Raw genomic sequence first — 21,473 nt, forward strand, 5'->3', positions numbered from 1 at the left:
GCTCAGATCGTCATCAATCACTGGCTCAGGCAGTACAATCACACCCGGCCGCATCAGGCACTCAACATGCGCCCGCCCGTTCCTGAAACCCTATTAGAGAAACCCCTGATCAGTGGCCCATACACAGGGGGCTAGACAAGCGGAATTGCCGGAGGATTGGGAAACGTTGCTCGATGTCGAAAAGGGTGCCCGAAAGCCGTTCGTTGTTCTGATGATGGCATCGCTTGAGCCTCGCAAACGGCACCTGCAACTCCTCGAGCAACTGCCGCCGCTGATCGCTGCATATCCGGAGACGCGCATTGTCTTTGCGGGCGAAGGTCGCTTGCGCGACGAGATCCGGGCAAAAGCCGACGTGCTTGGTATTGGTCCCTCCGTGAAGCTCGCGGGATACCGGCGGGATCCAGAGCGATTGATTGCCCTTTCTGACATTTCCATCCTGAGTTCGGGACAGGAAGGACTGCCCCGCTGCATTCTGCAATCCATCGTGGGCGGCAGGCCGACCGTGGCTTTCGATCTGCCCGGCCTGGAGGCCGTCATCAGTACTGGCGACAATGGCCTCATCGTTCCCATGGATGACTGGATTGCCTTCGGGCGCGCGCTCATGCAACTGGCTGGAGATGCGGATCTGCGCGTGTCGATGGCGGCCGCTGCAAAAGCCTCGGACCTGTCGAATTGGGATTGGCGCCGTATGGGTCCAAGGACGGATGCGTTCTACGAACAGATTCTCAGCGCTCGCGGATCGAGAACACGAGCTATCGCCTGAGGACGAAGCGAAAGAGAACCGGTTCTGGGAGGCCTTGAGAGCAGGGTGCCTGTCGCTCAAATCTCAAGGCAGGTCTCGCATATGGGTGGGCAACCCCCAGGCCTTGGCCACGCGTGCGGTAAGGCTGATGATCAGCGGCGCGAACGGCAGGATGATGAAAATGCGCATGAGGTGAAAGGAGGTCACGACCGCTATCCCCTCCTGGAGGATCTTAGCGGTTAGGGCCATTTCGGTTACGCTGCCCGGCGCAGTCGACAGGATCATCACCGTCCATTTCTCGCCGGTGAACCAAGCCAGCCCGAATCCCATCCCGATGCAGATCGCGACCAGCATGAGCGATGAGGCAATCGCGCCCGGGATGAACCCGGCGGCATTCCGCAGAAGTTGCCGGTCGAAAACCGCTCCCAGCCAAACGCCGAGGAAGACCTGAGCGATAACGAGGACGGGATAGGGATAAGCCGACACCGGAAGGCTCAGCGCTGCGGCCAGTGCAGCGCCGCCGATCGAACCCACGAAGAAAGGATTCCCGATGCGAAGCGTCCGCGCAGTAAAGGCGCCAAGCACGCCGAAGGTGCAGAGCAGGAGCGCTCCGGTTGTTGTCCAGGGGATCGCGCGCAGCACTGCGGTGGGGTCATGGATTTCGTCGGAAAGGGTGACGAGCGCCGGGGGAATGAAAACCACCAGAATCAGGATCCGCAGGATCTGGGCAAAGACGATGGGACCCGGAAAGACGCCGTGCCGGTCGGCAAGATGCGCGCTTTCTACCGGCCCCATCGGAATCGAGGCGAGGGTGGCCGTGATCACGTCGACACGGGTCAGGCGCATGAGAAGCGCTGCAACCATGAAGCCGGCGATTATTGTGAGTATCGCCGCGCCAACCATGGGGATGAACAGAGCCGACATCGCCGCGACCGCAGCCGGTGTGAACGATAGTCCGACAGACGAGGCGACCAGCATCTGTCCGATTGGGCGCGTGATGGCCGGCACCTGAACAGGGCGGTTCGACAGCCGAAGCGACATGGCGAACACCATCGCGCCAATCATCCAGGGCAGGGGAAGTTTGATCCAGTTCCCGACAAATCCGCAAGCGAGGGCCCCTGAGTATACCAGGGCGATGTGCTTCATCTGAGGAACACTGAACCAATGAAGATGCATCACGTATACCCGGCTCCGTCAAACACGGCCCGGCATATCCGGCGCGCCGAACAGGAACCGCGAAGAAACGCATGTTTGTTCGGGCGGCGCTCGACTGCGTGTCTGTTCCGCAATTCCGGTTTACTTTCCTGTGTTTGCCACAGCGCAACAACGCGGCTTGGCTCAGCATGCGCTGCCTTGTGCGCGACGGCAAGATTCACAGAAATATTTTGGTGTTTTTGGAGCGCGTGGAGGCGTTGATGCGCCCAGCCAGAGCGTCCGGGCGGCTGGGCCGCCCGGACGGAAGACTTAGGCCAGAAGGTCGAAGCGGTCGGCGTTCATAACCTTGGTCCAGGCCGCCACGAAGTCCTTGGCGAACTTTCCGGCGTTATCGTCCTGTGCATAGACCTCAGCATAGGCGCGAAGGATCGAGTTCGAGCCGAAGACGAGATCGGCGCTGGTCGCGGTCCATTTCACCGCGCCGGTCTTGCGATCGCGAATCTCGTATTCGCCATCTTCGCCGACCGGGTGCCAGCTGTAGGACATATCGGTCAGGTTGACGAAGAAGTCCGTCGTCAGCTGACCTTCGCGGTTGGTGAACACGCCATGCTTCGAGCCGCCATGGTTGACGCCCAGAACGCGCATACCGCCCACCAGAACCGTCATTTCCGCTGCGGTCAGGCCCAGCAACTGCGCCCGGTCCAGCATCATTTCTTCCGGGCTGACAGCGTATTTCGTCTTCTGCCAGTTGCGGAAGCCATCGGCCAGAGGCTCAAGCACGCTGAACGAGTCGGCGTCGGTCTGCTCCTCGGTGGCGTCGCCACGGCCCGGGGCAAACGGAACTTCGACATTGTGACCAGCAGCCTTGATCGCCTTTTCAAGACCGACGTTTCCGGCCAGGACGATCACGTCGGCGACCGATGCGCCTGCTTCTGCGGCGATCGGCTCGAGGATGCCAAGCACCTTCGCCAGCCGTTCGGGCTCGTTCCCCTCCCATCCGTTCTGCGGGGCAAGACGGATGCGTGCGCCATTGGCGCCGCCGCGCTTGTCGGAGCCGCGGAAGGTACGGGCGCTGTCCCATGCGGTGGCGATCATTTCGGCGGCGGTAAGGCCGCTGTCAGCGATCTTGGCCTTGACGGCCGCGACGTCGTAGTCGGTTGAGCCTGCGGGGATCGGGTCCTGCCAGATCAGGTCTTCGGCGGGTACGTCAGGGCCGTAGTAGTTGGCCTTGGGTCCCATGTCGCGGTGAGTCAGCTTGAACCATGCGCGGCCAAAAGTGTCTGCGAAATACTCGGGATCGGCGCGGAAGCGCTGACAGATCTCGTTGTAGATCGGATCGACCTTCATCGCCATGTCCGCATCCGTCATCATCGGCATGCGACGCACCGACGGATCCGTCGGGTCGACCGGCCGCTCGTCTTCCGGCATGTTGACAGGCGCCCACTGGTTGGCGCCAGCGGGAGACTTCGTCAATTCCCAGTCATAATCGAACAGATAGTCGAAATAGCCCATGTCCCACTGGGTGGGATGCTTGGTCCATGCGCCTTCAATGCCCGAGGTGAAGGCGTTTGTCGCCTTGCCCGCATGGCCCGGGTTGGACCAGCCGAAGCCCTGCGCCTCGATCGGTGCGCCTTCGGGTTCGGCGCCGATATGGGCGAAATCGCCGCCGCCATGCGCCTTGCCGACGGTGTGGCCGCCGCAGGTCAGCGCCGCCGTCTCTTCGTCGTTCATCGCCATCCGGGCGAAAGTCTCGCGGACGTGAAGAGCTGTCTTGGCAGGGTCGGGTTTGCCGTTCACGCCCTCGGGGTTCACGTAGATCAGACCCATGTGCACGGCGGCCAGCGGGTTCTCCAGCGTCGCGGGCGTCTCAAGATCGCCGTAGCGGTTCTCGGACGGGGCCAGCCATTCGTTTTCGCCACCCCAGTAGACATCGGTTTCAGGTCCCCAGATGTCCTCGCGGCCAAAGCCGAAGCCGAATGTCTTCAGGCCCATCGATTCATAGGCCATGTTGCCCGCAAGAATGATCAGGTCGGCCCAGCTCAGCGCGTTGCCGTACTTCTTCTTGACCGGCCACAGAAGACGGCGGGCCTTGTCGAGGCTGGCGTTGTCCGGCCACGAGTTCAGCGGCGCGAATCGGATGTTGCCGGACCCGGCGCCGCCGCGTCCATCACCCATCCGGTAGGACCCGGCCGAGTGCCATGCGAGGCGGATCATCAGGCCGCCGTAGTGACCCCAGTCCGCCGGCCACCAGTCCTGGCTTTCGGTCATCAGGGCGCGGACATCGGCCTTGACGGCTTCGAAGTCCAGTCCCTTAACGGCCTCGCGATGGTTGTAGTCCGGATCCATCGGGTTGGTCCGGGCGCCGTGCTGGTGAAGAATGTCAAGGTTCAGCGCATCGGGCCACCACTTGGTGACGGGCGCATCCATGGCCGTGTTGCCACCGTGCATGACGGGGCAGCCGCCGCTGATGTTCTCGTTGTTGCCATCCATGACAATCTCCTTCGCTGATGTGATTACGGGGGATCCACACTCCCGCGTGCGGTGCTACCAGATGGTGGCGATTAACCCCAATTGAATTTCCTTACCTCTGCGATAAGTTGAGCTTATGATTGGTCTGACACTTAAACACTTGCGGTATCTCGACGCTCTTGCGCGGCATCGCCATTTCGGACGCGCCGCCGAAACTTGTGGGATCAGCCAGCCGGCCTTGTCGATGCAGATCAAGGAACTCGAATCGATGTTCGGAGCGCCTCTGGTGGAACGCGGGGCGCGGTCTGTTCGATTGACGCCGACCGGCGAGGAACTCTTGCGCAGGGGTCGAGAGATCCTTCTGGCAGTAGACGAGATCGACGATCTTGTGCGCGCATCGCAGGGCGCTGCTGGCGGTCGCATGCGCCTCGGAGTGATCCCGACTGTCGCGCCCTACCTGTTGCCGCAGGTCGTCACGACTCTGGCGCAGCGCTATCCGACACTGGAAGTCCAGCCGCGTGAGGCGGTCACCGCAACTCTTATCGCCGGGTTGCAGGAAGGGCGCCTCGATGCCGCCATCGTGGCCTTGCCGATCTCCGAGCCGTCCCTGCGCGAGTTTGCCTTGTTCCGCGAGGAGTTTGTTCTGGTCCGCCAGGCGGCCGACGCCGGGCAGCCCGTCCCAAGCCCCGATAAGCTGAAGGAAATGCGGCTCTTGCTCTTGGAAGAGGGCCATTGCTTCCGTGACCAGGCATTGTCGTTCTGCGCCATCGATGCCTTGGGACCGCGCGACCTGATGGAGGGATCGTCGCTGACGACGCTGGTTCAGATGGTGGGCGCGGGCATAGGCGTGACGCTCATCCCCGAGATGGCCGTGCCATTCGAGACACGGGCCGCAAGGGTATCTGTTGCGCGGTTTCCGCCGCCAGGGCCGTCTCGAACCGTTGGCATGGTCTGGCGAAAGACCAATCCGCTTTCGAACGAATTCATGCAGATCGGGGCCATCGTGCGTGGAATAGGCCAGACCGTCCGCGGTCCAAGGACGAGCTCGATGCGGGTGGAAGTGATCGATTGATGCTCCAAGGCCGGCGGTTGCACGCCGGCCCGAAGGTCAGCTCATTGCTTCGATCTCCGGCGTCGCCGTCGCCAGCGCACGTGCATATCGCGTGGTCGCCTCGTCGATCTCGGCTTCCGTGATCGTCAGGGGCGGGGACATGGCTGTCACCGGAAGGAAGGGCAGGGCGCGGGTCAGCATTCCCTGCTTCATTGCATGAGCCGATACGATCTTGTGGGCTCCGGCGGGCAGGCGCGCCTTGCTGCCCTTGTCGGCCACGAACTCGACGGCGGCCATCAGTCCGACGCCGCGGATGTCACCCACGAAGGGGTGATCGCCAACCTTCGATCGCAGGGCATCGAGAAGGACCGGTCCCAGCCGTGCCGCGCGATCCGGCAGACCTTCGCGCTCCATGAGGTCGATATTCGCCAACGCGATAGCGCTTCCCACCGGGTGCCCGGAATAGGTGAAGCCGTGCATGATGGGACCCATCTCGGGCGACGCCTTTGCCAGCACGTCCCAGATACGGTTCGACACGATCGACGCCGACATCGGGAAATACGCGCTGGTGATGCCTTTGGCGAGCGAGACGATATCCGGTCGGATACCGTAGGTGCCGCTGCCGAACCACTGCCCCGTCCGCCCGAAGCCCGTGATCACCTCGTCTGCGATCATCAGGATGTCGTTGCGATCCAGAACCTGCTGCACCTTGGCGAAATAGCCCTCGGGCGGGGTGAACACGCCGCCCGTGCCCATGACAGGTTCCGCGATGAACGCGGCGATCGTGTCCGCGCCTTCCCGAGCGATCATCGCTTCAAGGTCCGCGACCAGCCGGTCGGTGAATTCCGCTTCGGTCTCTCCCGGTTTGCCGAAGCCGTAGTAATGCGCGCACTCGGTATGGAGGATGCCCTCGATCGGCAGATCGAAAGCTTTGTGGTAGGCTTCGATCCCGGTCATGCTTCCCGAGGCATAGGTCAGCCCGTGATAGGCGCCCCGTCTGGCGATGAACTTCTTTTTCTCCGGCTTGCCGCGCAGGTTGTTGTAGTAGCGAACCAGCTTGTAGGCCGTGTCGTTGGCGTCCGAGCCTGAGCAGCCGAAGAAAACCCGAGCCATATCACTGCCCGGTACCGTCTCGCGGAAGAGGTTCAGCACGCGGTCGGCCAGTCGGATCGTCGGCTCGGCCGAGGAACTGCCGAAGAAATGCTGGAAACTGAGGTTCTGCATGGCCTTTGCGCCGGCCTCGACCAGCTCGGTCCGGCCATAGCCCACATTCACGCACCAAAGCCCCGCGCCCATGTCGATCAGTGTCTGTCCGCTGTCACGGGTCACCTCGACGCCCTTCGCACCGGTATAGATCAGGGGGCCGTTGGTCTCGATGTCATGGATCGAGCTCACAGGGTGAAAAAGCGCTTCGCGATCAAGATCGGCAAGCGAAACATTGGCGCGGTCATTCATGGGTCTTGTCCTGGCAGAAAGGGAATACGCGATCTTCATGGTGTTGAAGAGCTCTCACGTCCTGATACCCCAGAACCTGTGGTGTCGCCAAGGCCCGGCCGCGCTAGAGCGTTTCGCCGTCTACCTGCCGTTCAAGACGCTGAATGGCGGCTTCGAGGCCTTCCTGAGAAGGGTGCAGCTTCTGAACCTCGCGCCACGCCGCAAGACTGTCTTCGGGGCGCCCCACTTCTTCGAGGATCAGGGCCAGACCACTCATCGCACCGAAATGGCGTGGGTTCAGTGCAAGCGTGTGTCGGATATCTTCCAGCGAGGGGCCGTACTGACCATTCTGGAAATACGCAGTCGCACGCGCGTTGTAGCCCTCGGCGAATTCCGGGGCGTGGTCGACCAACGCCGTGAAATGCTCGATCGCCAGCTTGGTGTCGCCCTTGTTCATGGCTTCGCGCCCCCGCTCCAGAAGCAGGTCCATCGACGGCGAACCCGAGTTCGACCAAATCTCGTAGATGCGGGACTCGATTTGCATCGCAGCCATCGAGTCGGCGTTCTTGAGCCCCTCGAACAGGGCCTCCAGTTCGGCATCATCAGCGGCAACGGGAAGCGTGAGCAGAACACTTACGCCAAGTGCCGCAACGGCGCGTTTGAGAATCCCGGCAATCCACATCATAACGAGATTAAGTGTAATCCAAATCGGGCCGAATGCGAGCCCCGATGACGAACTGGTGAAGGAGACCATAGTGAGCGATGTGATTGAACAGGCCGTGGCCGCGCTGAACGATAAACTGGGCGGAAGCGCATTCGACGGTACCGCAAAATTCGTCATCGAGGGTGAAGGAGCAATCATGCTGGACGCCAGCGGCGCGCGCTCCGGTGACGAGGTCGCGGATGTCACCATGACGGCGGACGCCGATACGTTCCGGGACATCCTGGCCGGAAACATGAACCCGACGGCCGCCTTCATGTCGGGCCGCCTGAAAATAGACGGCGACATGGGCGCAGCGATGCGGCTGGCCCCGGCTTTGTCCTGATCCTTGGAAACGGCGCCCTATCGAGCGGACCTTGCGGAGGGTCCCGACGAGGTTCAAGCGGTTTGGGTCACCGCGTCGGATGACGCCCGCTTGCGTGTCGCCGTCTGGCCGTCAGCTGGCGGCAAAGGGACGATCCTGCTCTTTCCCGGCCGCACCGAGTATATCGAGAAATACGGCCGGGTAGCGCGTGATCTGACGAAAGCGGGCTACGCTGTCGCAAGCATCGACTGGCGCGGACAGGGCTTCTCCGACCGTCTGGCCGGTGATCGTCTGCTTGGTCATGTCTTGCGCTTCCGCGACTACCAGCGGGATGTGGCAGCTCTCCTAGAAGTCGTGCAAGCCCTCGATTTGCCGTCGCCGCTGTTCCTGCTGGCCCATTCGATGGGAGGATGCATCGGCCTTCGCGCCTTGATCGAGGGTCTTCCAGTGGAGCGCGCAGTCTTTTCTGCGCCAATGTGGGGGATATACATGTCCCCCCGGCAGCGCAGGCTGGCGGCGGTCCTTCCGACGCTGGCGCGACTGGCGAGGCAGGGGATGCGCTACACCCCCGGCAGCCGGGAAATCGTCTACGAAGTCGGCGCTGCGTTCGACGGCAATCCGCTGACGAACGATCCCGATCATTTCGCATACCTGTCGCGGCAACTTCAGGAAGAGGAACAGTTCCTGCTTGCCGGGCCTTCGCTGCACTGGCTTGGCGAAGCGCTCGCCGAGTGCCGCAGGCTCCACGCGCTTCCTCGCCCGGGGCTTCCGGTCCTGACATTCGTTGGGACTGACGAGATAATCGTTTCAACGCCGGAGATTCAGCGCATGCACGAGGGCTGGGCGCAAGCTGAACTCAGAGTCGTCGATGGCGCGCGCCATGAACTCATGATGGAAACGCCTGAACGCCGGGACCGATTTCTGTCCGAGAAGCTTGCGTTTCTGGGCGGTAACAGGTCGGGCTGACCTCAGACTTCGATCTTGGTGAACGCGTCTCGCAGCGCATCCGACCACGACCGACTCATTGCCGCAAAGGATGGGTCCTGCGCTTCGATCCGCCGTTGCTGACTGATGGCAAGCGCGTCTCGTTCGATGACGGCAAGGTCGAGAGGCATGCCCACGCTGAGGTTCGAGCGCAGCGTCGAATCCATGCTCAGCAGAACCGCTTTCTTTGCATCGGTCAGGCTGGTTTCAGGCGTCACGACACGATCCAGGATGGGCTTGCCGTACTTGTGCTCGCCGATCTGAAGATAGGGCGTGTCCGCCGTGGCCTCGATGAAATTTCCCTCCGGATAAATCAGGAACATGCGCATGTCCCCGTCCTTGCGCTGACCCGCCAGGATCATCGATGCCGATGCGCTGGATGCGTTCGAACCCATACGGCTGGCGACCTCTTGACTGGTCTCTGCAAGTGTCCGTCCGACGATCTCGGCGACCTGAAGAATGGTAGGCGCCAGCATGATCGAGGTATTTGGCGTTGCCTCGATGTCCGATGCCGCCTCGTCCAGACGCGCCAGCGTGGTCTGAGTGACCGACAGGCTTCCGGCGGTCATGATCAGGATGACCCGTTCACCCGGTTCGGTGAAGGTGAACATCTTCCTGTAGGTGGAGATATTGTCCAGACCGGCATTGGTACGGGTGTCGGACAGGCACACAATGCCGTCTTTCAGAAGAAGTCCAACGCAATAGGTCATGAGGTAAAACGCCGTCGAGTATCCGGTTGGAACCTACGGCGGCGTGGCGGGACAGGCAAGGCCTGCGGATTGTTCTTATCGCATTTCCCGGATGGTGTAGAAAGGGTCGGCGAACCCGGTCTCGTCCAGGACGGTGCTGTGCAGGAAACCGGTTCGGGACAGGCCCATCTGCCGCATCCGCCGGGACAGGGAGCTCGCGTCTACCCGGATGTCGGATTCATCGGTCAGGTGATTGCTGCAAGGTGACACGCCTTCAAGAAAGCACTTTCCGCCGCTGCGGCAGAATTTGAAGCCACATGCCATGTCTCGCTACCCTCAGGCTACTCGTAACAAGGCGCCGGAACACTAAGCGCCGTATGGCCTTTATGCGCCGAGAATGTGACAAGAATGTGGCGAATTCGCATGAAGCGTAAATTTAGTTAATAGATATCAGTGATTTAATTAAAAAGGGCGCGTTCCCCCCACAGGAACGCGCCCTTGCCCCACCCAGCAGGCGTGCGACCGGCCCCCACCAGCACTGCACGCCTCCGAGCATTCTGTTCAGGAAATTTCGTCGCCGCCCTTATTCTTGCCGCCGGACTTGCCGGGGTCGCCCCCGTCATCTCGGTTGCCTCGGCCCGCATTCGGATTCTGCCCGCCATTGTTGCCGCTGTCTGCGGTGGCGGTCGGCGTGTCGTTCGAGGGATCGGCAGTTGTCGGACCTTCCGAAACGGGATCGCTCGCCAGGGTGTCGTTGACGTCGTCCCCGGTCTCTGGCGCCACGTCGTAGCCGAGCATCGCGAGCGGCTCCGGATCGACGACGGGCTCTCTAGGCGCCGGAGTTTCGATATATCCGATCACGTCAGTCAACGTGCGACGGTTCAGACGTTCGGGCGCTTCGGTAAAGACGACGGGCAAATCTTCACCGAACGAACTCATGGCCTCCAGTCTCTCTTCCCCAATTCCGTGAGACATCAGGTAGGCGACCACGCGCTGCGCGCGGCGGAGACCGAGTTCGGCGTCATAGACAACGTCACCAACTTTGTCGGTATGCCCATAAACGCGAAATTTAACATTCGGGTGGTCGATGATCCAACCTGCCTGGATGTCCAGCTTTGCCATGGCCGCGGCGTCAAGGGCGTCCGAGTCGAAGTTGAAATTGACGATATAGGGCGTTTCGGCTCGGAACTGTCGGGACAGAGCACTGATCGCCATTGGCTGGGGAGGCTGGAATATGGTCAGCGAGCGCGACATCTCGAGGGACTGAGGTGCCGCGCAAGCTGCAAGGACCGCTACAGGGCTTACTGATACCAACTTACCAACAACCGGGCGGACCATCGACATCACCACTTACTCTTACACACGAGGCCGAGGGACACGTTGGCCTCGAAGACATTTATAGGGCAGGAATGTGGCGAGAATTGGGCGCTAGAACACGATTGTGGCAGCCTTGCCGTAATCTATCCGCTTACCTTGGGTAGGATTGAATATACTTCAAGAACAATAACCTGATTTCCCGCCCCCGAGACGTCTTACGCTGCAAGAGATACGTTCGAATCGGGCGGAAATAGGGCAAGGATTTTCGCTCTCGAACACCTGGCATGAAAAAGACCGGGAAGCGGACCCCCGGCCTTTCATATGACGAGATGTGTGATGCAAGCCTAGCCGGCGTCCTTGTAGCTGACCGTCTTCACGTCGGAATCCGGGTCGGACTTCTCGCGCCTTACCAGAAGACGATTGAGCGCGTTCACATAAGCCTTGGCCGAAGCGACGACGGTATCGGTATCCGCGGCCTGACCGGTGGCGATCCGGCCCGCCTCTTCCATACGGACGCTGACGGTAGCCTGCGCATCCGTGCCCTCGGTCACCGCATGCACCTGGTACAGTTGCAGCCGAGCGTCATGCGGGAAGAGCGTCTTCACCGCGTTGAACGTCGCATCTACCGGACCGTCGCCCTGGGCCGTGGTGCGCTGCTCCTTGCCGTCGATCTCGAGGATCAGGTCGGCCGATTGCGGTGCTTCGGTACCGCAGATCACGCGCAGGAACTTGACCTGAATGCGGTCATACTCCTCGCCGGACTCCTGGTCTCGCATCAGTGCGATCAGGTCGTCCTCGAAGACTTCCTTCTTCCGGTCGGCGAGCGCCTTGAAGCGGACGAAGACGTCGTTCAACTGGTTGTCCGCCAGTTCGTACCCCAGTTCCTTCAGCTTGGCGCGAAGCGCTGCGCGGCCCGAATGCTTGCCCATGACGATGTTCGTCTCGGAGAGACCCACGTCCTCGGGGCGCATGATCTCGAAGGTTTCCGCGTTCTTCAGCATCCCGTCCTGGTGGATGCCGGACTCATGCGCAAAGGCGTTCTTGCCGACGATGGCCTTGTTGTACTGCACCGGGAAACCCGAAACGGTCGAGACCCGCCGCGAGATGTGCATGATCTTCTTCGTGTCGATGCCCGTGTGATACGGCATGATGTCGTGCCGCACCTTCAGTGCCATGACCACCTCCTCCAGCGCGGTGTTTCCTGCGCGCTCGCCGAGGCCGTTGATCGTGCATTCGATCTGCCGCGCCCCGCCTTCGACGGCGGCCAGGGCGTTCGCTGTCGCCATGCCAAGGTCATTGTGGCAATGGGTGGCGAAAATCACCTCGTCCGCGCCCGGCACCGTCTCGATCAGCCGTCGGATCAGGTCGGCGCTTTCGCGCGGCGCGGTATATCCCACCGTATCAGGGATATTGATCGTCGTGGCACCGGCCTTGATGGCAATCTCGACCACGCGGCACAGATAGTCCCATTCGGTCCGCGTGGCGTCCATCGGCGACCACTGCACGTTGTCGCAAAGGTTCCGCGCATGTGTCACCGTGTCGTGGATGCGCTCGGCCATCTGGTCCATGTCCAGGTTCGGGATCGCCCGGTGCAGGGGCGACGTGCCGATAAAGGTATGGATCCGCGGCTGCCCGGCATGCTGAACGGCCTCCCAGCAGCGGTCGATGTCCTTGTAATTCGCGCGGCTCAGGCCACAGATCACCGCATTCTTGGAGCGTTTCGCGATCTCGGTGACCGCTTGGAAGTCGCCTTCCGAAGCGATGGGAAAGCCGGCTTCGATGATGTCGACGCCCATGTCGTCCAGAAGCTCGGCAATCTCCAGCTTCTCGGAATGGCTCATGGTGGCGCCGGGGGATTGTTCGCCGTCGCGCAGGGTCGTGTCGAAGATCAACACGCGGTTCTTGTCTTGGGTCATGATCGTCTCTCTTTGTCCTTAGGCCTTGTGCATCCGGCGCGTGATCCCCTCTGAGCGGTCGCGCCGAAAGGCACGCTCAGAGGCGGCTAAGGAGAAGAAGCAGGCCGTCGCGCAGGTTTGCGCGCGCACACATGATATGCAGGGTCTGGTTCATGGAGCGAGACGATAGGCAGAGCAGGGGGGCTTGTAAAGCCCCGCAAGCCTTATCGCGCCATGCGGAAATACTCGGCCTCGAACCGGTTTTCCAGGCCAGCGCCGTTACAGAAACCCATGTCCATGTTCGAGGTGGAGTCGATCTCTCCGCCCGCAACCATGGAAACGCCCTGGATGCCGTTGGCATTGGCTTCGAAGTCGATATCGCCCATCGCGATGATCTGGCTTCCGTAGATGTGAAGCTGTGCAGGGAAATGCACGCCACCCATGGTGATGATCTGGACCCCGCCGCCAGCGGCGCAATTGTCGTCATCTCCCAATACGACCCCGGAGGCGCCGTCGATGGCCGTTGTCGAAGTGTTGGTCGAAATGATCATCACGTCTCGCAACTCGACGCCGGAGCCTATCGAAAGTTCGCAGTCCGTATAGATGACGCCATTGACCAGCGTGGTGTTCGACGGGATGCTGACTGTGTTGTTGCCGCCACCGTTGCCACCGTTGCCGCCATTTCCACCGTTTCCATTTCCATTTCCATTTCCATTCCCATTGCCGTTTCCGCCACCGTTGGTGATGGAGCCACCTCCGCCGCCAGCGCTGTTGCAGAGAAACTCGTGGACTTCGCCAGGCTGCCACACCGAGTTGTCAAGGTTGGTGTTGGGGGTCAGGGAATTGGTTCTGACGGGTGTATTCAGGTAATCGGACCTGAAGTATTCCGAATTATGGTCGTCAAAACCATCAACGATGTCCTGAACCCTCTGAAGAATCCTGACGTGGTAGGCGCCGCTGCGCAATGCATTCTCCAGGCCCGGGTTGGCGCTCCAGCCGCTGTTCGGCAGAACGACGTTGGTTTTGTCCGGCATTGAAACGATCACACCGTTCTCGAAGGTGTTGTTGTTGTTCACCTCGACGTGGCTGTTAGAGTGGATGCAGAACCCCGCGCGGTAGTAGTTGTTCGACTGCACGTCCACGCGGCCATTTGCGACGAAACCTTCGCGAAAACACGTCGGATAATAGGTCTCGAAGACCGACTCGGACACGACGTCCATTTCCCAGATTCCGACGAACTTCATGAAATACGTGACCATAGCGTTGTTTCGCGCTGCAAGGCGCGCGGTCGAGACCATCACCGCCTCGTTCGATCCGGGGATTATGAGGAACTGGTCGTTCGCACTGTCCCAGCGTCCGAACTGGATGTCTTCTTCACGGATGCTGTCGCCGAACGTCGAAGTGGGCAGCGACGCCTGGGCAACCTGGATGGCTGCGGCTTTGGCTTCGGCCTCCGTCCGCTCGGACCTTGTAATAAGCGCCGCGTGGGCTGCTGAATCGGCTGCAACCTGGAGGTGTGTCTTGACCATGACGGCGTTGGCGACATCGAGCCCCATTCCGCCGACGCAGATCATCGCAATGATCAGGAAAAGACCGAAAGCGGTAAGGGCCCCATCCTCACGGCGAACGAATCTCTGAAAAATCCGTGTTTGAAACATCTCGGACCTCTGGGAACAAGTTCATCCAATAGGTGAGTCCTTGAACAGGCATATGAGACCGGGCGCGGGCCGATTTGAGACCATTTTGGGGCTGTCTGTTCCAGAATGGCTGTCGGTGGCGTTTCTGGACGCTTATTGTTTCCAATTTGACACAGGTTTCGGCGCGAACCTGCCAAGAGAGTTTACCAGGTTCTGTTTGTATCCGGGGTGTTGAGCCGACTGGAAGGTTCTTGTCTCAGGTCTCTCCGACCTTGTCCGCAACGTCCAGCGCTTGCCGTGCCTTGACCGCGCCTGCCAGCCAGCCGGGGTCCATCGTCGGCACGGATGACAGGAGAAGTTCGGTATATTCCGGATATGGCGGTTCGAGGATCTCGTTCTTTATCCCCTGTTCCACCACGGCACCCTTCCACATCACGACAATCTCGTCTGCGATCGCCTCCACGGTCGCGATATCGTGAGTGATGAAGATGTAGCTGACGCCCAACTCGGCCTGCAGCCGCAAGAGCAGCTTCAGGATGCCTTCCTGCACAACCTGGTCCAGCGCGCTGGTGACCTCGTCGCAGATGATCAGCTCCGGTTCGGCGGCCAGAGCGCGTGCGATGCAGATGCGCTGTTTCTGCCCTCCCGACAGTTCTCCGGGAAGCCGGTCCATGAAACTTTCGTCCAGTTCGATCTGGTGCAGAAGTTCGGCCACGCGTTCGTCCAGCTTCCGCCCCCGCAGCCCGTGATAGAACTCCGCCGGACGCCCGATGATCTCGCGCACGGTGTGGCGCGGGTTCATCGCCGTATCGGCCATCTGGTAGATCATCTGGATCCGTCGCAACTGGTCCTTGGTCCGTGATTTCAGATCGGGAGACAGGGGATCGCCGTTGAACGTGACCCGGCCTTTCGAAGGCGGAAGAAGCCCCGTCACCACCCGCGCCGTCGTCGATTTGCCGGAGCCCGACTCGCCGACGACCGCAACGGTCTTCCCGCGCGGAACGCTGATCGAGACGTTGTGCAGAACCGGCACCGTCCCGTAGGCCGCAGTCACGTTCTCGATCCGAAGGATATGATCGTCGCTCGTCTCGGCCGGCTTCTCGATCGAACGCACCGCCCAAAGCGACTTTGTATAGGGGTGCTTCGGGTTCGACAGCATCTCGCGAGTCTCGGCCTCTTCGACCTCCTCGCCATAGCGCAGAACCTTGATGCGGTCGGCCATTTGCGCGACGACCGCCAGGTCGTGGGTGATGTAGATCGCAGCGGTGTTGAATTCTTCCACCGCCCGCTTCATCGCCGCGAGGACGTTGACCTGCGTGGTCACGTCCAGTGCCGTTGTCGGTTCATCGAAGATGATCAGGTCGGGTCGGGCGCTCATCGCCATCGCTGTCATCGCGCGCTGCAACTGCCCGCCCGAGACCTGGTGCGGGTAGCGCTCGCCGATATGGTCGGGGTCGGGCAGGTCCATCGCAGCATAGAGGGCGCGGGCGTCCGCCTCGGCATCCTTTTCGTCCTTCACCCCGTGGCGCAGGCTGGCCTCGATGGTCTGGTCGATCAACCGGTGCGCCGGGTTGAACGCCGCCGCGGCGGACTGCGCCACATAGGCTATGCGCGCGCCGCGCAGGGCCTGCTTCTCGGTTTCGGACACCTTCATAAGGTCTCGGCCGTCGAACCAGATCTCGCCGCTCGTCAGGCGGCATCCCGGACGCGCAAAGCCCATGGCCGCCAGTCCCAGCGTGGACTTGCCAGCGCCGGACTCCCCGATCAGACCCAGAACCTCGCCCCTCTTCAGGGTCAGGTCCACGCCCTTTACGATCGGATGCCACTTCTCGTCCGAGTAGCCGTCGATCACGATGTTCTTCATGTGAAGAAGGAGATCGCCTTTGTTACTGCTCATCGCGCAACCCGCTCGTCTTCATAAGGAACCAGTCGACCACGAAGTTGACCGCGACGGTCAGGAGTGCGATCGCGCCCGCCGGCAACAGCGGCGTGATCCCCGCCTTCAGATCGTATTGCGCGAACTGGATCAGCGAGGCGTTGTCCCGAACCATTGAACCCCAGTCCGCCGTGGGCGGCTGGATGCCGACGCCAAGAAAGGACAGTGCGGCGATGGTCAGGAACACGAAACAGAACCGCAGCCCGAATTCCGCAACCAGGGGCGGCATGATATTGGGCAGGATTTCGCGGCGCATGACCCAGGCAAGACCCTCTCCGCGCAACCGCGCGGCCTCGACATATTCCATTACCACGACGTTCATCGCGACCGCCCGCGTCAGGCGGAAGACCCGCGTCGAGTCGAGGACCGCGATGATGAAGATCAGCGAGGGGATCGACGAGCCGAAGATTGACAAGAGCATCAGCGCGAAGATCAGCGACGGGATCGCCATCAGGACGTCCACCGCGCGGCTGATGATCTGGTCGGCCCAGCCCCGGCTGATCGCGGCGACAAGGCCAAGACCGCCGCCGATGACGAAGGCAAGGATTGTTGTGACGAAAGCGATGCCCATCGTGTTCCGTGCGCCGTAGATCAGGCGGCTGAAGATGTCCCGCCCGATCTGGTCGGTCCCGAACACATGCCCGTCACCCCAGGGCAGATAGGCGCCGAACGAGCTGTCTGCCTCGGCATAGGGTGCCAGCCAGGGGGCGAAGAGCGCGACGAAGACATAAAGCGCGATCACGATCATCCCGAACCAGGCGGTCATCGGCGCTTTCTTCAGTTCGATCTTGGCACGTTGCCAGCGCGTGCGCCGGGCCCGTATCTGGCCGACCTCGTCCTTTGCGGAGTATGTCTCGGGTGCGTCGCTCATCTCGGGTGCAGAAGCCTTGGGTTTGTGACGATCGAGATGATGTCCGCGATCAGGTTCAGGATGATGTAGGTCGCCGCGAAGATCAGCGCGCAGGCCTGCACCACGGGAATGTCTCGCGTGGTCACGGCATCCACCATCAACTGCCCGATGCCCGGATAGACGAAGACCACTTCAACCACGACGACGCCGACAACCAGATAGGCCAGATTGAAGGCGATGACGTTTGCGATCGGAGCCCAGGCGTTGGGCAGGGCGTGCTTCAGGATCACAGTCGCCGGTGACAGCCCCTTCAGGCGCGCCATCTCGATATAGGGCGACGCGAGCAGGTTGATGATAGCCGCGCGGGTCATCCGCATCATGTGCGCCACGATCACCAGCGTTAGGGTCAAGGCGGGCAGGGAGCATTTGTAGACCCGTTCCCAGAACGGCGTGTCCGCCGTCACGTTGGCAAGGGAGGGGAAGATCGGGTTCAGCGACGCGAGGATGAGGATCAGCAGGTATGCGACCAGGAATTCTGGCATCGAGATCGTCGACAGCGTTACCGCGTTGACGCTTCGGTCATAGATCGAGTTGCGATAGAGCGCCGCCGTGATGCCCAGTGTCAGGGCCAGGGGAACCGCGATGATCGCAGTCATCGCCGCCAGGAAAAGTGTATTGGCGAGTCTTGGTCCCACCAGTTCCGCAACGGAGCGGGAGCGGTCCACGCCCGAGGACGCGCGTCCCGAGAACGACTGTCCGAGATCTCCGGTCGCAACGGAACCGATCCAGTCGAAATATCGGACATAGGCCGGTTTATCGAGGCCGAGTTCCCTGCGGAAGGCCGCGACGGTCTCTTCCGTCGCCGTCTGTCCAAGAACGGCCTCGGTGAAGTCGCCGGGCAGAAACTCGATCGACGAGAAAATGATGATCGACACGAAAAAGAGCGTCAGGAAGCCCAGCCCCAATCGCTGCAGCACCGTCGATAGGATCGGATGCAAGTCGATCTCCCCGTGTCCCCCGCGCCTTGCCGGCGCTTTTCACAAGCCTAGGCCAAGCAAAGCCGCGAAAGCAACCGTCTTGTCGGATAGGTGCCGGAAGGGATTGAGCTTGCTTGACCTGCAAGGAACGGGCGCAAGTGCGCTCAGCCGGTTCGCAGGACTTTCAAGACGTAATCGCCGCGCCTGATGAAGCGCAGGTTGCGACGGGTCATGACAAGGCCATCGAACGGGGCGCGCAGGTCGAAGGGCTCCGAACCGGGTTCTGGCTGGATGACGGCCAGGCGCTGTCCTGCCACAACCCGCTCGCCGACAGTCACATCGTATAGAACCGCTCCCGGGACCGGCGTCGAAAGAAGCTCGGCTTCGTCGGCGTGACCTGTCACGGGTTCGCTTGTGTCCGAAGGCGGCATGCTGTCACCGACCGCGCCGATTTCGCAAAGATATCGGTAAAGGCCTGTTGCATCGTTCTCGGCGAACTCGTGGCTCACATCCCGCATTCCGCGGTATTCGATCGTCGTGGCAAAGCGCATGTCGTTCGGACGATTCTGGGATTTCCAGCGCGCGGCGACTTCCGTGTCGAACGAGACGGAGTGATCGCCGCTGTCGAACAGGATAACCTCGGCCTCGACGCACCGCGCCAGGCGCTTGCCCTCGTCCAGACGTTGCTCGGCGACATAAAGATAGACCGGGCCCTCGTCGTCACAGTGCAGATCGAGAACCGTATCAGCTGCTGTCGCCATGGACAGCAACATGGCCTTCAGCCGGTCGTCAGCCGCCCGTCCGACGCGGCTTTCAGGTGGCCCGGACGGGAAGGATCGGTTGAAATTGACCCTTGAATTGAAATCGAAGCGTCCCAGTGTTTCCCCGTTCAGCGCCTGTGCAAGGCCTACGGGGTTCGCATGGGGAACAAGCGTGATGTCCGAGAGCAGGCGGCCGTCCTTCTCGGCCTTCTCGAGTCGGGGGATGAGCCTGTCCAACGCAACCATGCCTGGAATTTCGTGGGCGTGCAGAGCAGCTTGCATGTACACGCTCGGGCCGCTTCCCGTGCCGCGAAACCGGTAGATGCGAAGCGAGAAACTCTGCCCCGGTGTGTCCGACTCAAGCGTGGCCTGCGTTATCTCCATGCTACGAGGCTAAAGCGTCACACCGATGCTGGCGAGCGGATTTCATTGCCGGTTTCCGGGAGGACGCCGGCCCGTGCGCGGTCTTCACTGAGCCTGTGCGCCGGAACTCAGATCCCGTCCCTTGGCTTGTCCGTTGCGAACGTCTTTTCGAAGACCAGCTTATCACCTTCCCACGCAGATATTCGGGCGCGGGGGTGCCAATGCGTCGCCGTTGCCGTCAGCCAGGCCCGACACTCGGTTGTCACGCTCCACTCACCGCGTTCCAGCGTGGTAACCCACCGTATGTTGCCCGATGCGGACAGCGGGTCATCCGGTCTGATCTGCCAGTCCTCGCGGCAGGTCGAGCCCGTCGTCAGTCCGTGCGCACGGTCCTGGTGCGCGCCGTCATCGACGTCGATACGAATCGTGCGTGTGCCGTCATGGCTCTCCTGTATGTTCCGGGTCATGCCGGGCGCGCGGACCTGTTCGGCGTCCCACTTCGGCGCACCTTCGGGTGACGCGAAAGCCGTCTCGTCGCTCATCGCGGTTGGCCGGATGGGCAGCGCAATCAGGCCGCCTGTGATCGTCACACCCGCCGCCTCGGCGTCGGGCCAGATGAACGGCCAATACGCCGTCGAGACCGCCACGCGCAGCCGGTGTCCCTGCGGCAGGCGATAGGCGCAGCGGTCCAGCGTGATCATGACCTCGATCGGCTGTCCCGGTTCCAGATCCTCGGGCGTCTCGTGCGACAGATGGTGGCGCAGGTTCAGAAATCCATGGCTGATCAGGGCCGAGGTGCCATCGGGCCTCAGGTCGCAGAGCCGCACCGCCAGTTGTCCCGACCGCCCTTTCGGAGTGATCGTTAGCTGGACTGAAGGCGCACCCACGATATCGGTATCCCGCCCCATTTCGCTTCCGTCGAAGCAGGCCGACATCGCGTCGTCTGCTGTCTGATCGCCCGGAAGTTCCGGGCCGAAAGCGAAGGGGAAATACTCGCCGCCCCCATCGCCGCAAATCTGAGGCGAGGCGATATCGCGTTCGAACGGCAACTGGCTGGTCACAAGTCCGCGCTCGCCAAGGTACAGCCCCTGCTGTTCAACCGGACCGTCGACCGCGATCCACCGACCGGGCCGTTCGTCGACCCAGCGCTCGGGTGAAATCGAGTCCATCAGCCAAAGGCGCTGATCGCTCTCGCCCTCGACGCCCGTGTCGATGCCCTTCAGCCAGTGATCCCACCAGCGCAGAGCCTCCTGCAGGAAGCCGATTGCGGGTTCCGGCTTGGCATAGTGGGGGTACTTGTGAATCCACGGGCCGACGATGGCTTTGACCGGCGCCTTCAACCCCTCGACCAGCGCCGCCGGCGTGTTGCGGTACCCGTCGTGCCATCCGCCGACCGCCAGTACGGGCACCTCGATCGCGCTCCAGTCCTCGCAGACCGACCCGTGCTTCCAGTAATCGTCACGCCGCTGGTGCGCCAGCCAGGTCTCCAGCAGGAAGGGCTGAGCCTCCAGCCGCTCCAGCCACATCTCGCGCCAGGCGTCACCTACGACCTCGGGGTCGGGCGGGCGAGACGAGTAGGCCAGCATCTGTGCCGCCCATCCGAGGTTTTCGCCCAGCATGCAGCCGCCCTTGTAATGGATGTCGTCCGCATAGCGGTCCGTGGTCGAGCAGAGCGAGATCACCGCCTTCAGTCCTTCGGGCCTGAGCGCGGCGACCTGCAGCCCATTGAAGCCGCCCCAGCTGATCCCCATCATGCCCCAGCTGCCGGTCGACCATGGTTGTGCCGCGACCCATTCCATCACCGCGATCGCGTCGTCCCATTCCTGCTGCTCGTATTCGTCATGCATCAGGCCCTGGCTGTCGCCATTGCCGCGCATGTCGACCCGGATGCAGGCATAGCCGTGCCCGGCGAAATAGGGATGCGTCAGCTGATCCCGCGCAATCGTTCCGTCCCGCTTGCGATAGGGCAGGTGTTCGAGGATGGCCGGCACAGGGCTGTCGTCTGCGTCTTCTGGCAGCCAGATGCGCGCGGAAAGCTCGACGCCATCCGGCATAGGGATGCGGACATCGGGCCATTCGACGACCTTGCGCGGGAAATTCGTACGGGTCTCCATGGCGCCATTAGACACGGAAATTTCAACCTGACCATAAGGAATTGCACCCGCCGCCAGCGGGGGTACTCTGGAAG

The 21,473-nt window shown here is 61.7% G+C and carries 18 protein-coding genes; 5 read left to right on the forward strand and 13 right to left on the reverse strand.

From position 1 onward, the window contains the following. The first annotated feature begins 12 nt into the window (after window positions 1-12). Window positions 13-135, forward strand: coding sequence for an integrase core domain-containing protein (locus tag ACKLNI_RS03030; RefSeq protein ID WP_413716966.1), 123 nt, complete (start codon window positions 13-15; stop codon window positions 133-135). After that, the gene (locus ACKLNI_RS03035) at window positions 113-763 is read left to right on the forward strand and encodes a glycosyltransferase (RefSeq protein WP_413717530.1); all 651 of its coding nucleotides are present in this window, start codon (window positions 113-115) and stop codon (window positions 761-763) included. Before ACKLNI_RS03030 ends, ACKLNI_RS03035 begins: the two co-directional genes overlap by 23 nt. 63 nt (window positions 764-826) lie before the next feature. Here ACKLNI_RS03035 and ACKLNI_RS03040 read toward each other — a convergent pair whose 3' ends face one another. Together ACKLNI_RS03040 and katG are read right to left on the reverse strand one after the other, a co-directional pair. After that, a complete protein-coding gene (locus ACKLNI_RS03040) occupies window positions 827-1,888 on the reverse strand; it encodes an AbrB family transcriptional regulator (RefSeq protein WP_413717531.1) in 1,062 nt (353 codons plus the stop codon). Between the two features lie 318 nt (window positions 1,889-2,206). After that, complete coding sequence (katG, locus tag ACKLNI_RS03045; RefSeq protein ID WP_413717532.1) at window positions 2,207-4,387, reverse strand: catalase/peroxidase HPI; 2,181 nt, start codon at window positions 4,385-4,387, stop codon at window positions 2,207-2,209. 115 nt (window positions 4,388-4,502) lie between these two features. On the opposite strand from katG, the gene ACKLNI_RS03050 reads away from it, so the two are divergent. After that, on the forward strand, window positions 4,503-5,438 hold the full coding sequence (locus tag ACKLNI_RS03050) for a hydrogen peroxide-inducible genes activator (protein ID WP_413717533.1): 936 nt from the start codon (window positions 4,503-4,505) through the stop codon (window positions 5,436-5,438). Between the two features lie 36 nt (window positions 5,439-5,474). On the opposite strand, the gene ACKLNI_RS03055 is transcribed toward ACKLNI_RS03050, so the two are convergent. Both ACKLNI_RS03055 and ACKLNI_RS03060 read right to left on the reverse strand, forming a co-directional pair. Beyond that, window positions 5,475-6,872, reverse strand: a complete 1,398-nt coding sequence (locus tag ACKLNI_RS03055) for an aminotransferase (RefSeq protein WP_413717534.1) — start codon at window positions 6,870-6,872, stop codon at window positions 5,475-5,477. Window positions 6,873-6,975: 103 nt separating this feature from the next. After that, window positions 6,976-7,536: a tetratricopeptide repeat protein gene (locus ACKLNI_RS03060; protein ID WP_413717535.1), complete on the reverse strand. Its 561-nt coding sequence runs from the start codon at window positions 7,534-7,536 to the stop codon at window positions 6,976-6,978. A 70-nt stretch (window positions 7,537-7,606) separates the two neighbouring features. Between ACKLNI_RS03060 and ACKLNI_RS03065 the strand changes: the two genes are divergently transcribed. Then, window positions 7,607-7,897 (forward strand): SCP2 sterol-binding domain-containing protein, encoded by a 291-nt coding sequence (locus tag ACKLNI_RS03065; RefSeq protein ID WP_413717536.1) that lies wholly within the window; start codon window positions 7,607-7,609, stop codon window positions 7,895-7,897. Window positions 7,898-7,900: 3 nt separating this feature from the next. Then, window positions 7,901-8,842 (forward strand): alpha/beta fold hydrolase, encoded by a 942-nt coding sequence (locus ACKLNI_RS03070; RefSeq protein ID WP_413717537.1) that lies wholly within the window; start codon window positions 7,901-7,903, stop codon window positions 8,840-8,842. Window positions 8,843-8,844: 2 nt separating this feature from the next. Here ACKLNI_RS03070 and ACKLNI_RS03075 read toward each other — a convergent pair whose 3' ends face one another. The 9 genes from ACKLNI_RS03075 to ACKLNI_RS03115 all read right to left on the reverse strand — a co-directional run bounded on the left by ACKLNI_RS03075 (window position 8,845) and on the right by ACKLNI_RS03115 (window position 21,399). Continuing rightward, window positions 8,845-9,570 (reverse strand): proteasome-type protease, encoded by a 726-nt coding sequence (locus tag ACKLNI_RS03075; RefSeq protein ID WP_413717539.1) that lies wholly within the window; start codon window positions 9,568-9,570, stop codon window positions 8,845-8,847. 540 nt (window positions 9,571-10,110) lie between these two features. Then, window positions 10,111-10,764, reverse strand: coding sequence for an OmpA family protein (locus tag ACKLNI_RS03080; RefSeq protein ID WP_413717540.1), 654 nt, complete (start codon window positions 10,762-10,764; stop codon window positions 10,111-10,113). A gap of 446 nt (window positions 10,765-11,210) precedes the next feature. Beyond that, on the reverse strand, window positions 11,211-12,782 hold the full coding sequence (locus ACKLNI_RS03085) for a 2-isopropylmalate synthase (protein ID WP_413717541.1): 1,572 nt from the start codon (window positions 12,780-12,782) through the stop codon (window positions 11,211-11,213). Between the two features lie 203 nt (window positions 12,783-12,985). Further along, window positions 12,986-14,419, reverse strand: a complete 1,434-nt coding sequence (locus tag ACKLNI_RS03090; protein WP_413717542.1) for a pilus assembly protein TadG-related protein — start codon at window positions 14,417-14,419, stop codon at window positions 12,986-12,988. Between the two features lie 235 nt (window positions 14,420-14,654). Continuing rightward, window positions 14,655-16,295, reverse strand: coding sequence for an ABC transporter ATP-binding protein (locus ACKLNI_RS03095; RefSeq protein WP_413717543.1), 1,641 nt, complete (start codon window positions 16,293-16,295; stop codon window positions 14,655-14,657). Next, window positions 16,285-17,205, reverse strand: a complete 921-nt coding sequence (locus ACKLNI_RS03100; RefSeq protein WP_413717544.1) for an ABC transporter permease — start codon at window positions 17,203-17,205, stop codon at window positions 16,285-16,287. The genes ACKLNI_RS03095 and ACKLNI_RS03100 overlap by 11 nt, the downstream gene beginning before the upstream one ends. After that, window positions 17,202-18,182 (reverse strand): ABC transporter permease, encoded by a 981-nt coding sequence (locus tag ACKLNI_RS03105; protein ID WP_413717545.1) that lies wholly within the window; start codon window positions 18,180-18,182, stop codon window positions 17,202-17,204. Before ACKLNI_RS03105 ends, ACKLNI_RS03100 begins: the two co-directional genes overlap by 4 nt. Before the next feature lie 143 nt (window positions 18,183-18,325). Next, entirely contained in the window at window positions 18,326-19,306 is a 981-nt protein-coding gene (locus ACKLNI_RS03110; RefSeq protein ID WP_413717547.1) for a succinylglutamate desuccinylase/aspartoacylase domain-containing protein, read from the reverse strand. A gap of 107 nt (window positions 19,307-19,413) precedes the next feature. After that, entirely contained in the window at window positions 19,414-21,399 is a 1,986-nt protein-coding gene (locus ACKLNI_RS03115; RefSeq protein WP_488199635.1) for a CocE/NonD family hydrolase, read from the reverse strand. Between the last annotated feature and the right edge of the window lie 74 nt (window positions 21,400-21,473).

The sequence above is a fragment of the Silicimonas lutimaris genome (assembly GCF_047314965.1).
Lineage (GTDB): Bacteria > Pseudomonadota > Alphaproteobacteria > Rhodobacterales > Rhodobacteraceae > JAVJUV01.